This window comes from Agromyces cavernae (assembly GCF_021044935.1).
Taxonomy (GTDB): domain Bacteria; phylum Actinomycetota; class Actinomycetes; order Actinomycetales; family Microbacteriaceae; genus Agromyces; species Agromyces cavernae.
This window is the reverse complement of the sequence record NZ_JAJNMP010000002.1, coordinates 544,702-558,015: the sequence shown is the minus strand read 5'-3', so window position 1 is coordinate 558,015 and position 13,314 is coordinate 544,702. Positions and strand designations below refer to the sequence as shown.

The 13,314-nt window shown below is 68.1% G+C and carries 12 protein-coding genes; 9 read left to right on the top strand and 3 right to left on the bottom strand.

What is annotated here, in order from left to right; translation table 11 throughout:
- The first annotated feature begins 22 nt into the window (after nt 1-22).
- From LQ757_RS08710 to clpX, 3 genes are all read left to right on the top strand, one after another.
- Nucleotides 23-610, top strand: coding sequence for an ATP-dependent Clp protease proteolytic subunit (locus tag LQ757_RS08710; protein ID WP_231046822.1), 588 nt, complete (start codon nt 23-25; stop codon nt 608-610).
- A 26-nt stretch (nt 611-636) separates the two neighbouring features.
- On the top strand, nt 637-1,305 hold the full coding sequence (locus LQ757_RS08705; RefSeq protein WP_231046821.1) for an ATP-dependent Clp protease proteolytic subunit: 669 nt from the start codon (nt 637-639) through the stop codon (nt 1,303-1,305).
- A 220-nt stretch (nt 1,306-1,525) separates the two neighbouring features.
- A complete protein-coding gene (gene clpX / locus LQ757_RS08700; RefSeq protein ID WP_231046820.1) occupies nt 1,526-2,803 on the top strand; it encodes an ATP-dependent Clp protease ATP-binding subunit ClpX in 1,278 nt (425 codons plus the stop codon).
- 96 nt (nt 2,804-2,899) lie between these two features.
- On the opposite strand, the gene sepH is transcribed toward clpX, so the two are convergent.
- Nucleotides 2,900-3,997: a septation protein SepH gene (gene sepH / locus LQ757_RS08695; RefSeq protein WP_231046819.1), complete on the bottom strand. Its 1,098-nt coding sequence runs from the start codon at nt 3,995-3,997 to the stop codon at nt 2,900-2,902.
- 193 nt (nt 3,998-4,190) lie between these two features.
- Here sepH and LQ757_RS08690 point away from each other — a divergent pair, with 193 nt between their 5' ends.
- Nucleotides 4,191-4,484, top strand: coding sequence for a DUF4193 domain-containing protein (locus tag LQ757_RS08690; RefSeq protein ID WP_231046818.1), 294 nt, complete (start codon nt 4,191-4,193; stop codon nt 4,482-4,484).
- Here the strand turns inward: LQ757_RS08690 and LQ757_RS08685 are convergent.
- Complete coding sequence (locus LQ757_RS08685; RefSeq protein ID WP_231046817.1) at nt 4,481-4,945, bottom strand: DUF3093 domain-containing protein; 465 nt, start codon at nt 4,943-4,945, stop codon at nt 4,481-4,483. The two genes, LQ757_RS08690 and LQ757_RS08685, sit on opposite strands and share 4 nt — an antisense overlap.
- Before the next feature lie 38 nt (nt 4,946-4,983).
- Between LQ757_RS08685 and dut the strand changes: the two genes are divergently transcribed.
- The 4 genes from dut (at nt 4,984) to acnA (ending at nt 9,823) form a co-directional block, all read left to right on the top strand.
- Nucleotides 4,984-5,442, top strand: coding sequence for a dUTP diphosphatase (gene dut, locus LQ757_RS08680; protein WP_231046816.1), 459 nt, complete (start codon nt 4,984-4,986; stop codon nt 5,440-5,442).
- The gene (locus LQ757_RS08675) at nt 5,439-6,062 is read left to right on the top strand and encodes a DUF3710 domain-containing protein (protein ID WP_231046815.1); all 624 of its coding nucleotides are present in this window, start codon (nt 5,439-5,441) and stop codon (nt 6,060-6,062) included. Before dut ends, LQ757_RS08675 begins: the two co-directional genes overlap by 4 nt.
- A 2-nt stretch (nt 6,063-6,064) precedes the next feature.
- Nucleotides 6,065-6,853: a DUF3159 domain-containing protein gene (locus LQ757_RS08670; RefSeq protein ID WP_231046814.1), complete on the top strand. Its 789-nt coding sequence runs from the start codon at nt 6,065-6,067 to the stop codon at nt 6,851-6,853.
- A gap of 156 nt (nt 6,854-7,009) precedes the next feature.
- On the top strand, nt 7,010-9,823 hold the full coding sequence (acnA, locus tag LQ757_RS08665; protein WP_308195594.1) for an aconitate hydratase AcnA: 2,814 nt from the start codon (nt 7,010-7,012) through the stop codon (nt 9,821-9,823).
- A 96-nt stretch (nt 9,824-9,919) separates the two neighbouring features.
- Here acnA and LQ757_RS08660 read toward each other — a convergent pair whose 3' ends face one another.
- The gene (locus LQ757_RS08660; RefSeq protein ID WP_231046813.1) at nt 9,920-11,101 is read right to left on the bottom strand and encodes a pyridoxal phosphate-dependent aminotransferase; all 1,182 of its coding nucleotides are present in this window, start codon (nt 11,099-11,101) and stop codon (nt 9,920-9,922) included.
- A 159-nt stretch (nt 11,102-11,260) separates the two neighbouring features.
- Between LQ757_RS08660 and dxs the strand changes: the two genes are divergently transcribed.
- Nucleotides 11,261-13,210, top strand: a complete 1,950-nt coding sequence (gene dxs, locus LQ757_RS08655; protein ID WP_231046812.1) for a 1-deoxy-D-xylulose-5-phosphate synthase — start codon at nt 11,261-11,263, stop codon at nt 13,208-13,210.
- Nucleotides 13,211-13,314 lie beyond the last annotated feature (104 nt).

Here is a 13,314-nt window from a genome sequence, read left to right as displayed (position 1 = left end):
GACAACCGAAACGGAGCGACACATGGCCGAAGCGACACCCAGCCCCGGTGTTTTCGATCGACTGCTGAAGGACCGCATCATCTGGCTGGGGTCCGAGGTACGCGACGAGAACGCCAACGAGATCGCGGCGAAGCTGTTGCTGCTCGCCGCTGAGGACTCGAAGAAGGACATCTACCTCTACGTCAACTCACCGGGCGGGTCGATCACGGCGGGCATGGCGATCTACGACACCATGCAGTTCGTGCCGAACGACATCGTCACGGTCGGCATCGGCATGGCGGCTTCGATGGGCCAACTCCTCCTCACCGCGGGCACCAAGGGCAAGCGCTACATCACCCCCAACGCGCGCGTGCTGCTGCACCAGCCGCACGGCGGCTTCGGCGGCACCGCGAGCGACATCCAGACCCAGGCGCAGCTCATCCTCGACATGAAGAAGCGCCTCGCCGAGATCACCGCGGCGCAGACCGGCAAGTCGGTCGAGCAGATCAACCGCGACGGCGACCGCGACCGCTGGTTCAACGCACAAGAGGCGCTCGAGTACGGCTTCGTCGACCACATCCGCGAGTCGGCACTCGACGTGTCCGGCGGCGGCGGAACCGACCAGGCGTAGGCGCCGAGAGAAGAGAGAACGAGCGAATGAACATCCCTGCTTTCGGCGGCACCGCCTTCAACGGCGTCCAGGCCCCGAGCTCGCGCTACATCCTGCCGAGCTTCGAAGAGCGCACGGCCTACGGGTACAAGCGGCAAGACCCTTACGCGAAGCTCTTCGAGGACCGCATCATCTTCCTCGGCGTGCAGGTCGACGACGCGTCGGCCGACGACATCATGGCGCAGCTGCTCGTGCTGGAGTCGATGGACCCCGACCGCGACATCATCCTCTACATCAACTCGCCCGGTGGCTCGTTCACCGCGATGACCGCGATCTACGACACGATGCAGTACATCCGTCCCCAGATCCAGACGGTCGTCCTCGGACAGGCCGCCTCGGCCGCAGCGGTGATCGCCTCGGCGGGCACGCCCGGAAAGCGCCTGGCGCTGCCGAACGCCCGCGTGCTGATCCACCAGCCGGCGATGGGCGAGGCCGGCCACGGCCAGGCCAGCGACATCGAGATCCAGGCCGCCGAGATCCTGCGCATGCGCTCGTGGCTCGAAGAGACGCTCTCGCGCCACTCGAACCGCACGCAGGAGCAGGTGAACGCCGACATCGACCGAGACAAGATCCTCTCGGCCGAGGAGGCGCTCGAGTACGGCCTCATCGACCAGGTGCTGACCTCGCGCAAGAGCCTTCCGGCGATCGCGCGCTGACGCTCACGATGCTGACGCGGCGGATGTCGCGGCTGAACCCCAGCCCGCGACATCCGTCGCGTTTCTTCTGCGAACGGATGTCCCGCAGCGAACCCGATCCGGCGTGTATGCGTCAGTTCGCGACAGACGAACGCGACATCGTGTCGATTCCACAGCCTTACCCGCCAACCGCCCGATCTCGGGCTAGGCTCGGAACAGGCTCGTCGAGAGGGAGGCACTGATGGCACGCATCGGGGAAAGCGCCGATCTGCTCAAGTGCTCCTTCTGCGGAAAGAGCCAGAAGCAGGTGCAGCAGCTCATCGCCGGTCCTGGCGTCTACATCTGCGACGAGTGCGTCGAACTCTGCAACGAGATCATCGAAGAGCGTCTCGCAGAGGCGGGCGAGTCGGAGTCGGGCGAGTTCGAACTGCCCAAGCCGAAAGAGATCTTCGCCTTCCTCGAGGAGTACGTCATCGGTCAAGAGGCCGCGAAGAAGGCGCTCGCCGTCGCGGTGTACAACCACTACAAGCGAGTTCGCGCCCGCACCACGCTGACGACCGCCGATCGCGCCCACGACGACGTCGAGATCGCCAAGTCGAACATCCTCCTCATCGGCCCGACGGGTTGCGGCAAGACCTACCTCGCGCAGACGCTCGCGAAGCAGTTGAACGTGCCGTTCGCCGTCGCCGACGCGACGGCGCTCACCGAGGCCGGCTACGTCGGCGAAGACGTCGAGAACATCCTGCTGAAGCTCATCCAGGCCGCCGACTACGACGTGAAGCGGGCAGAGACGGGCATCATCTACATCGACGAGGTCGACAAGATCGCCCGCAAGGCCGAGAATCCGTCGATCACGAGGGATGTCTCGGGCGAGGGCGTGCAGCAGGCATTGCTCAAGATCCTCGAGGGAACCGTGGCGTCGGTGCCCCCGCAGGGCGGGCGCAAGCATCCGCACCAGGAGTTCATCCAGATCGACACCACGAACGTGCTGTTCATCGTCGCGGGTGCGTTCGCGGGCCTCGAGGACATCATCTCGTCACGGGCGGGCAAGCGGGGCATCGGGTTCGGTGCCCCTCTGCACAACAAGGAAGACGAAGCCGACATCTTCAGCGAGGTCCTGCCCGAAGACCTCCACAAGTTCGGGCTCATCCCCGAGTTCATCGGCCGACTGCCGGTGGTCGCCACGGTCACGCCGCTCGATCGCGAGGCGCTCATGGAGATCCTCACGGTGCCGAAGAACGCGCTCGTCAGGCAGTACCAGCGCATGTTCGAGCTCGACGGCGTCGAGCTCGACTTCGAGGGCGCGGCGCTCGAGGCCATCGCCGACCTCGCGGTGCTGCGTCAGACCGGTGCTCGAGGGCTTCGCGCGATCATGGAGGAAGTGCTCGGCCCGATCATGTTCGAGGTGCCGTCGACGACCGGAGTCGCACGCGTGGTGGTCACCAAGGCAGCGGTGCTCGACAACGCCGCACCCACCATCGTGCCGCACAAGCCGCGCCGCGCCGAGAAGTCGGCGTAACGCGGTCGCGCGCGGAGTCCGACGCGTCGGTGTTGCGCGCGCGAGACGTCGTTCCGCGCGTGACACGTGCGCTTCCGGGTACTCGGCCCGGCGGAGTCAGGCCAGGTCGTCGTCGGTGCGTGCGCCGAAGACGATCTCGTCCCAGCTGGGCATCGAGGCCCGACCCTTCTTCGCGCTGCGGTTTCCGGTCGGCCCGTTGGCCGCCTTGCCCCAGATGCTCCGTGCGCCGGTCCCGGGTTTCTCGTCGGCGGCCGCCTCGATCGGCAGCTGGGGCGTCTCGGCGGCAGTCTGAGCGGCGGGCGGAGCCGGCTTAGGGGCGGGGTGCTGGTGCGGCTGCGCAGGCGACGACTCGGCGTCGCCCGCTGCCTCCCGCTCGCCACGTCGTCGGCGCAGCGCCTCGAGCAGGTCGGCGGTTTCGCCGAGCGACTGCCGTGGCTCGTCGGCGCGCTTGATCGCGGCGCGTGCGACGGCTGGACTCGAGGTCTGCGGCGTTCGTGCATAGGGGAGGGGCTCGAGGTGCGGCGCGGTGTCGGCGTCGCTCTGCTCGTGCTCATCGAACGTGAACGCACCACTGTCGAAGCGCGATTCGTCGGAGTCGGGGCTCACCGCGCGCAGCCGTGGGATGAGTCCGCCCTTCAGCTCGCCCTGCTGCGAGAGCGTGATCGCCTCGGAGTTGAGCGGCTGCAGCGATTGCTTGCGCGGTTCGAAGCTCCAGCGGGCGTCGTGGTCGATCGTGTCGGCCGTGAACTCGAGCTTGACGATCCAGCCGCGCTCCTCGTCCTTCCAGCTCGCCCACCGTTCGCCCTCCGCACCGAGCTTCGCGAGACGTTCCCGCAGGACTGCGCCGAACGACGCCGGTTCGTCGGCGGAGTCGCCTTCGAGCGTCGCATTGACCGGCACGGCCAGGGCGCTCGTGACGACGTGCTCGCGTTCGGCGAGCACGGGCCCCTCGAACCGGCGGATGTACTCGACGGCGGCGCCGGTGACCTCGGCGACCTCTTCAGCCGACAGGCCCGAGCGGATGTGCGCCTGGATCTCACGAGGTGACGGTTTGGGCCCGGTGTGCTGTTCGGGTTGCGCCTGCCGGATCCGCGACTGGAGCACCTCGTCGATCTCGATCCGGAAGCGTGCGCCATCGTCGGAGGCGGCGAGCAAGGCGCCGTTCTCGACGCCGATTACCTTCAGTTCCTGCATGGGACAAGCCCTTCCGTGCCTTCGTCTCCGCCCAAGGATGCCATGCGTCGAGGAGACCCGGCGGGAATAGCCCGGGCGCGCCGGAAGTTGAGCAGGTAGCAGCGGGAACACCCGCGTAAAACGGTTTGCTTCGGCAACCGATTTGATGCAGACTATGCCCGCCGAATCTCCGGCGCTGAGGAAATGGATGGGAATGGCAACGGATTACGACGCACCGCGGAAGACCGACGACGACTCGGAGTCGATCGAGGCCCTCAAGGAGCGCGTCCCCGACAAGATGTCGGGCGTGGTAGACGTCGAAGACGCCGACAACCCCGGAGGCTTCGACCTCTCGGGTGCCGACCTCTCCGACGTCGAGCTCGACGTCGTGGTGCTGCCCCCGCAGGCTGACGAGTTCACGTGTGTGAACTGCTTCCTCGTGAAGCACCGTTCGCAGATCGATCACGAGACGAAGCTCGGACCGATCTGCCTGGAGTGTGCGGCCTAGGCGCCAGACTCCTGCACATCAGGCCGTCGCGATCGATTGATCGCGGCGGCCAGTTCTTTCGGTCGTCGAGTCGAGACCAGCCAGTACGGCGTGGGGTCGGCGGGGTCGACGACGGGAATCCGCACGACGGGCTTGATCCAGCCGCGGATGACGAGGAACGCACGGGCGTCGAGACCGGTTCCGCGTTCGACGCGGGCCTGCTCCTCGTCGGCCGGCACGGCCTCGCCGACGTCGGTGAGCGCGATCTCGGCTCGGCCGGCGCGAAGCCTCCCTCCGTGCAGCTCGATCAGCGGGGCGGTCAGCGCCAGAGAGCCGACGAGCCCGACGTAGAGCACGACTCCGGTCACGATTCCGGCCGGCATCGAGACGGGCGCGAGCACGAGGATGCTCGCGGGAATCAGCAGCAGGCTGGCGACGTAGATCCAGGGTGTCGGCCAGAGTTTCTCGCGGTAGTCGGGCATGGCTCTATCCCACCAGACTTCTGCACTACCCTCGAACAGTGACCGATTCCGTCGACGTGCTGATCACCGCCGAGCGCCTTCCCTCGTACGCCCACGCGGGCGACGCGGGCGCCGATCTCCATGCTTCCGAGTCCGTCGTGCTCGCCCCGGGCGAGCGCGCCGCAGTCGGCACCGGAGTCGCGATCGCCCTCCCCGACGGTTACGTCGCGTTCGTCGTGCCGCGGTCGGGTCTCGCGTTCAAGCACGGCATCACGATCGTGAACGCACCGGGCACCGTCGATGCGGGCTACCGTGGCGAGATCAAGGTCTCGCTGCTCAACACCGACGCCCGCGAGCCGTACACGATCGAGGCGGGCGATCGCATCGCCCAGCTCGTCGTGATGCCGGTGACGCGAGCCCGGTTCGTCGAGGTCGAGCGACTGCCCGACAGCATGCGCGGCGAGGGTGGGTTCGGCTCCACCGGATTCGGGGAGCACAAGTCAGGAGTGAACGCGTGAGCGACATCGAGAACACCGGCGGAACGCCCGCCGAGCAACCCAAGTCCGCCCCCGACGACCGTGCGTCGGCGGGGCCGTTCGACGAGTCCGAGGCCAATCCGGTCCGTCCATATGTCGACCTCGGCGGTGTGAAGGTCCTTCCGCGCGAAGGCCTGCACCTTCGCCTCGAGGTCGAAGAGGGCACGAAGCGCGTGGTCGCGATCGGCCTCGACTACGCGAATTCGACGCTGCAGGTGCAGCCGTTCGCCGCGCCGCGCTCGAGCGGGCTCTGGCACGAGATCCGAGCGCAGATCGCCGACCAGATCGCGCGTCAGGGCGGCACCACCACCGTGCGCGAAGGGGCGTTCGGCCCCGAGCTGCTCGCCCAGATCCCGGTCGCGGCCGCCGAGGGCCAGGCCGGCCAGATGCGGCTCGCCCGCTTCATCGGCGTCGACGGTCCTCGCTGGTTCCTCCGCGGCGTCATCGCGGGCGAGGCTGCGGTCGACCCCGCATCGGCGGCGCTGGTCGAAGACCTGTTCCGTTCGATCGTCGTCGTTCGCGGCTCGACGCCCATGCCGCCGCGTGACCTTATCCCGCTTCGCATGCCCGCGTCATCCACCGGCGCGCCGACCCCCCAGTGACGATGAGCGATTCCGCGGGCTCGCCCGGCTCCGAGCACGACGACGAGCGAGCGGATGCCTCGGCACCGAGTTCGCCCGAAGCGTCGGAGTTCGGCCGCCAGTTCGCCGCGGCCGCGGAGAAGAGCGGCCTCGGCGCGCTCGCGCGCGATGAGAAGCTGAGCGGCCGCGATCTGCTCGTGGCAGTCGGGGGAGTGCGCGGCATCCTCGAGGCGCTGCTGCCCGGCCTCGTGTTCCTCGTCGTGTACAGCTCGCTCACGAGCTTCGGCGGCCAAGACCCGCAGGCCGCGCTGTTCCCCGCGCTCGGGGCATCCGTCGGACTGGCGGTGGTCTTCACGATCGTTCGCATCGCGACGAAAGGGCAGCCCACGCAGGCGATCGCCGGCCTGATCGGCGTGATCGCCTCGGCGGCGCTCGCGCTGTGGACCGGGGATGCCCGCGACAACTACGTGCTCGGCTTCTTCACGAACGCGGCGTACGCGCTCGCCCTCATGGTCTCGCTGCTCGTGCGGTGGCCGGCGATCGGGCTCATCGTCGGGTTCCTCATGGGAGACGGCGTGGCGTGGAAGCACGATCGCCGCAAGTACCGTGCGGCGCAGTTCCTCACGCTGGTGTGGATCGGCCTCTTCGTCGGCCGCCTGCTGGTGCAGGTGCCCCTGTACCTCGTCGACAACGTCGAGGCGCTCGGCGCCACCCGGCTGCTCATGGGCGTGCCGCTCTACGCGCTCGTGCTCGTGTTCTCGTGGCTCGTCGTGCGTGCCGTCTACCCGTCGGCGACCCGCTCCGCGGAGTGATACAGTTATCTCGACGTCAAGATAAATTCGCACCGCGTGCGAAGCCTGTCGGCGGGCGAACGGCTTAGGTTACCCTTGCTGGATCAGCCCCACGGCCGACAGGGAAGATGGAGTGTCGACCGCGTGTTCGGCGGCATCCGCGAAGGAGAGGGCATCGTGTCAGCAGTGAACAGTTTCGGGGCGAAGGACACGCTCCAGGTCGGTGACCAGACCTACGAGATCTTCCGGCTCGACACCGTGCCGGGCTACGAGAAGCTTCCCTTCAGCCTCAAGGTGCTGCTCGAGAACCTGCTCCGAACCGAAGACGGCAAGAACGTCACCAAGCAGCAGATCGAGGCACTCGGCTCGTGGGTGCCCACCGCCGAGCCCGACACCGAGATCCAGTTCACGCCGGCTCGCGTCGTCATGCAGGACTTCACCGGCGTGCCCTGCATCGTCGACCTCGCGACGATGCGCGAAGCGGTCGTCGCGCTCGGCGGAGACCCGTCGAAGATCAACCCGCTCGCACCCGCCGAGATGGTCATCGACCACTCGGTCATCGCCGACCTCTTCGGCACCGAGAACGCGCTCGAGCGCAACGTCGAGATCGAATACGAGCGCAACGGCGAGCGCTACCAGTTCCTGCGGTGGGGCCAGACGGCGTTCGACGACTTCAAGGTCGTCCCCCCGGGCACGGGCATCGTGCACCAGGTGAACATCGAGCACCTCGCGAAGGTCACCTTCACCCGCACGGTCGGCGGCGTGCTCCGCGCGTACCCCGACACCTGCGTCGGCACCGACTCGCACACCACGATGGTGAACGGCCTCGGCGTGCTCGGCTGGGGCGTGGGCGGCATCGAGGCCGAGGCGGCCATGCTCGGCCAGCCCGTCTCGATGCTCATCCCCAAGGTCGTGGGCTTCAAGCTCTCGGGATCGATCCCGACCGGCGTCACGGCCACCGACGTCGTGCTCACGATCACCGACATGCTGCGCAAGCACGGCGTGGTCGGCAAGTTCGTGGAGTTCTACGGCACGGGCGTCGCGTCGGTGCCGCTCGCGAACCGCGCGACCATCGGCAACATGAGCCCCGAGTTCGGCTCGACCGCAGCGATGTTCCCGATCGACGAGGTCACGCTCGACTACCTGCGCCTCACCGGCCGCAGCGAAGAGCAGGTCGCCCTCGTCGAGGCGTACTCGAAGGTCCAGAAGCTCTGGCACGACGCCGACAACGAGCCCGCGTTCAGCGAGTACATGGAGCTCGACCTCAGCACGGTCGTACCGTCGATCGCGGGGCCCAAGCGCCCGCAGGACCGCATCGAGCTGTCCGAGTCGAAGACCGCCTTCGAGAAGGACCTGCTGAACTACGCGACGGTCGACCACGACCTCGTCGACCTCGAGATCTCCGAGTCCTTCCCGGCATCCGACCCGCCCGGCAACACACCCGAAGACGAGTACAACCACCACGAGCACCACCACCGCAGCCACGCCCCGGCGACGGCTTCGAACCCCACGCCCGTCACCCTCGCCGGCGGCGAGAAGTTCACGCTCGACCACGGTGCGGTCGCGATCGCGGCGATCACCTCGTGCACCAACACGTCGAACCCCTCGGTCATGCTCGCGGCCGGCCTGCTCGCCCGCAACGCCGCCAAGAAGGGTCTCAAGGCGAAGCCGTGGGTCAAGACCACGCTCGCGCCGGGCTCCAAGGTCGTCACCGACTACTACGAGAAGGCCGGACTCACGAAGGACCTCGAGGACCTCGGCTTCTACACCGTCGGCTACGGCTGCACGACCTGCATCGGCAACTCGGGTCCGCTCATCGACGAGATCTCCGCGGCCGTCAACGAGAAGGACCTCGCGGTCACCGCGGTGCTCTCGGGCAACCGCAACTTCGAGGGTCGCATCAACCCCGACGTCAAGATGAACTACCTCGCGAGCCCGCCGCTCGTGATCGCCTACGCACTCGCGGGTTCGATGAACTTCGACTTCGAGGTCGACGCGCTCGGAAAGGACGGCGACGGCAACGACGTGTTCCTCCGCGACATCTGGCCCGACGCCGCCGAGGTGCAGCAGACGATCGACGACTCGATCGACAAGGACATGTTCACCCACCAGTACGCGAGCGTCTTCGAGGGCGACGAGCGGTGGCGCAACCTCGAAACGCCGACCGGTTCGGTGTTCGAATGGGACGAGGCATCCACCTACGTCCGCAAGCCCCCGTACTTCGACGGCATGACGATGCAGACGACGCCGGTCGCCGACATCGCCGGCGCGCGCGTGCTCGCCAAGCTCGGCGACTCGGTCACGACCGACCACATCAGCCCGGCCGGCTCGATCAAGGCCGACAGCCCGGCAGGTCAGTACCTCACCGAGCACGGTGTCGAGCGCAAGGACTTCAACTCCTATGGCTCGCGTCGCGGCAACCACGAGATCATGATCCGCGGCACGTTCGCGAACATCCGCCTCAAGAACCAGCTCCTCGACGGCGTCGAGGGCGGGTACACGCGCGACTTCACCAAGGCCGAGGGCCCGCAGTCGTTCATCTACGACGCGAGCCAGAACTACCAGGCTCAGGGCACGCCCCTCGTGATCTTCGGCGGCAAGGAGTACGGTTCGGGCTCGTCGCGCGACTGGGCCGCGAAGGGCACGAGCCTGCTCGGCGTCAAGGCGGTCATCACCGAGAGCTTCGAGCGCATCCACCGCTCGAACCTCATCGGCATGGGTGTCGTCCCGCTGCAGTTCCCGGCAGGTGAGAGCTGGGCGTCGCTGGGGCTCGACGGCACCGAGGTCGTCTCGATCACGGGCCTCGAGGCGTTGAACGACGGCGTCACCCCCAAGACGGTGCGCGTCGTCGCCGCGCCGAGCGAGCACTCGCCCGCCGGAAAGCAGCCCGTCGAGTTCGACGCGGTCGTGCGCATCGACACCCCTGGCGAGGCCGACTACTACCGCAACGGCGGCATCCTGCAGTACGTGCTGCGCTCGCTCGTCGCGTAACGAACGATCCGAATCGGCGCGCACCCTCGATCGAGGGTGTGCGCCGATGTCGTTCTCAGCCTCGCGCGCTGCATACTGGTTTGCTCGGAAAGGACCCTAGCCGAGACTGGATCCCGCGCCGACTGCGCGCAGGGCTGCCGCGAACCGATCGCCGAGCAACTCGAGGCGGTCCTCGGGCTCGCGGCTGAACACGATGCGCAGGTGCCGGTCGGCGATGTCACCGCCCCATCCAGTCATCGGCGTCGCCGCGACGCCGTGCTCGATCAGGGTTCGCGACAGCGCGGCAGGCTCCACGCCGAGTGCGCGGGTGTCGACCAGCTGCGACCATCCGCCTGCGGCAGGGATCATGGGGAGTCCGGCGAGCTGGCGACCCACGACATCGCGTCGCCGCTGCCACTCGGCTACACAGCGGGTGAGCCCGTCATCACTCGCCGTCAGCGCGGCAACGCCTGCCGCCTGGGCAATGCCCCCGGCGACGAGGCCGTTGTAGATCTGCACGACCGAGAGGTCGGGCATGACCGCCTCGGGCGCGACGATCCATCCCAGTCGCCAGCCGATCATCCGCTGCTCGCACGAAGCGCTGCCGACGATGATCGTGCGTTCTCGCATCCCGGGCAGGGATGCGGGGTGCCGGATCGGCCGACCGTCGAACACGATCCCCTCCATCCACGCCCAATAGATGAGCCAGATGTCGTGTTCGACGCAGAGGCGCGCGAGCTCGACCCACTCCGCGTCGGACAGCACGATGCCGGTCGGGAACGCCGGGTTCGCCACGAGGATCGCGCGGGTCGCCGCAGAGACGGCCCGCTCGAGTGCGTCGAGGTCGAGGCGCCATTCGCCGTATGCCGAGAGGAGCGGCACGAGCCGCGGCACCGCCCCGGCCAGACGCACACGGTTGAGCAGGCCGGCGTACGTCGGATCGGTGAGCACGACCTCGTCGCCCTGGTCGACGAGCGCGAGCAGCGCGTCGAGCAGGGCCTCCCCGTCGCTCGAGTTCACCACCACCTCAGTCGCCGGGTCGTATGCCACTCCGGACCGCTGCGCCACCCGTGCTGCGATCGCCTCCTTCATCGAGGGCTTGCCGGTGAACGGCAGCCAGGAGTTCGCCTCGAGCGTCCCTGCCGCCGCGATGGTGGCCGTGATCGCTTCGGTCGGCGGACCCAGATCCGTGTCGAGGTTCTCGAGGCGCAGCACTGACGGATCGCTTCCGGCGGCGTCGGCGACGCGATCGATGTTGAAGCCTGCGACATCCGCGAGTCGTTGCGGTCGGGTGCGCATGGTGCCCCCTCTCGGCGCACCGTCGGGCCGCGGAGGCGTCGTCTCCGATTCTCCTCCCGCCCTCGCGGACCCGCCAGCGCGCGAGGGAGCTGAATGCCGGGGCGCGTAGAATCGTCGGGTGCCCCGCCCTTCCGGGGCTTCGTGAAAGGCGGTTTCCGCATGACCCTGCTCGAGACCATCTCGGGACCGCGCGATCTCGACGCTTTGAGTCAAGAGCAACTCGACCAGCTCGCACGGGAGATCCGCGACTACCTCGTGGAGTCGGTGTCGAAGACCGGGGGTCACCTCGGTCCGAATCTCGGCGTCGTCGAGATGACCATCGCCATCCACCGCGTCTTCGACTCGCCGCGCGACGCGATCGTCTTCGACACCGGGCATCAGTCCTACGTGCACAAGCTGCTCACCGGCCGCCGCGACCTCTCGACGTTGCGTGCGACGGGCGGTCTCGCGGGGTACCCGCAGCGTTCCGAGTCCGAGCACGACATCGTCGAGAGCTCGCACGCGTCGAGCTCGCTGTCGTGGGCCGACGGCATCTCGCGCGCCTTCGAGATGACGGGTCAAGACGACCGCCACGTCGTCGCCGTCGTCGGCGATGGCGCCCTCACGGGCGGCATGACGTGGGAGGCCCTGAACAACATCTCCGACGACAACACCCGAAACCTGGTCGTCGTCGTCAATGACAACGGCAGGTCGTACGCGCCGACCATCGGCGGCATGGCCCGCTTCCTGAACACCGTGCGCACACAGCAGAGCTACCGCAACCTGCACCTGTCGAGCCGTCGAGCGTTCGATCGCATGGGCGAGCCCGCCCGCGCGTTCTACCGAGGCGTTCGCGGCGGCCTGCACGGGTTCCTCAGTCGGTTCACCGACAACGAGGCGCTGTACTCGAACCTCGAGATCAAGTACATCGGACCGGTCGACGGCCACGACGAGCACGCCATGGAGTGGGCGCTTCGCCAGGCGAAGGACTACGGAGCACCGGTCATCGTGCACGCGATCACCGAGAAGGGCCGTGGGTACGAGCCCGCCCGCCTCGATGCGGCCGACCAGTTCCATGCCGTGGGTCAGATCGATCCCGAGACCGGCGAGTCGCTCGAGTCGCCTTCAGCCCCGTCGTGGACCTCGGTGTTCGCCGATGAGCTCGTGCGTCTCGCCGAGCGCGACGACCGCCTCGTCGGCATCACGGCCGCCATGCTGCGGCCCACCGGGTTGCACCGCATGGCCGAGCGATTCCCGAGCCGTGTCCTCGACGTCGGCATCGCCGAGCAGCACGCCGCGACGTCGGCGGCGGGTCTCGCGTTCGGCGGCCTCCACCCGGTCGTCGCGGTCTACGCGACGTTCATCAACCGGGCGTTCGACCAGGTGCTCATGGACGTTGCGCTGCACAAGGCCGGCGTGACCTTCGTGCTCGACCGTGCCGGGGTCACCGGGCCCGACGGCCCGAGTCATCACGGCGTGTGGGATCTCTCGATCCTGCAGGTCGTGCCCGGCATCCGCATCGCCGCGCCTCGCGACTCGGTGCGACTCGCCGAAGAGCTGGGCGAGGCGGTCGCGGTCGACGACGGGCCCACTGTGCTCCGTTTCCCGAAGGGCACCGTCGGCGTCGACTACGACGCGGTCCGTCGCACCGACGATGGCGTCGATGTGCTCGTGGAGTCCGAGCGCAAGGACGTGCTGCTCGTGACCGTCGGACCGATGGCCGGCACCGGACTCGAGGTCGCTGAACGACTCGAAGCGCAGGGCATCGGCGCCACGGTCATCGACCCGCGCTGGGTCGTCCCCGTGCCGCGCAGCCTCGTCGAGCTCGCGGCCGAGTATCGCATCGTCGTGAGCCTCGAAGACGGCATCCGCGTCGGCGGCATCGGCACGCGCATCCGTCAGGACCTCCGAGAGGCGGGCGTCGACACCGCGGTCACCGAGCTCGGTCTTCCCGACGAGTTCCTCGACCATGGCGCTCGAGGTGACATCCTCGAGCGCGTCGGCCTCACGCCGCAGCACATCGCCCGCGATGTGACCGCGATGGTGCTCGGGTCCAAGCTGCCGCACGCCCGCGGAGCCGGTGCCGAGTCGGGGGTCTCGACCGACACGCGCCCGCAGCCGCGCGTCTGACCTGCGCCGTCGCGTCGCGTATCCGAGTAGCGGATGTCCCGGCGTCGCGGTGTACCGGATGCATGAATGGGGCCCTCGTCGAGGGCCCCATTCGGTGTCACATC

Bases quoted from the DNA above. Each gene is read 5' to 3' on its own strand.
- LQ757_RS08710 (WP_231046822.1), top strand. From the start codon at position 23: ATGGCCGAAGCGACACCCAGCCCCGGTGTTTTCGATCGACTGCTGAAG.
- LQ757_RS08670 (WP_231046814.1), top strand. From the start codon at position 6,065: ATGAGCGATTCCGCGGGCTCGCCCGGCTCCGAGCACGACGACGAGCGA.
- dxs (WP_231046812.1), top strand. From the start codon at position 11,261: ATGACCCTGCTCGAGACCATCTCGGGACCGCGCGATCTCGACGCTTTG.
- LQ757_RS08705 (WP_231046821.1), top strand. From the start codon at position 637: ATGAACATCCCTGCTTTCGGCGGCACCGCCTTCAACGGCGTCCAGGCC.
- LQ757_RS08660 (WP_231046813.1), bottom strand. From the start codon at position 11,101: ATGCGCACCCGACCGCAACGACTCGCGGATGTCGCAGGCTTCAACATC.
- LQ757_RS08690 (WP_231046818.1), top strand. From the start codon at position 4,191: ATGGCAACGGATTACGACGCACCGCGGAAGACCGACGACGACTCGGAG.
- sepH (WP_231046819.1), bottom strand. From the start codon at position 3,997: ATGCAGGAACTGAAGGTAATCGGCGTCGAGAACGGCGCCTTGCTCGCC.
- LQ757_RS08685 (WP_231046817.1), bottom strand. From the start codon at position 4,945: ATGCCCGACTACCGCGAGAAACTCTGGCCGACACCCTGGATCTACGTC.
- clpX (WP_231046820.1), top strand. From the start codon at position 1,526: ATGGCACGCATCGGGGAAAGCGCCGATCTGCTCAAGTGCTCCTTCTGC.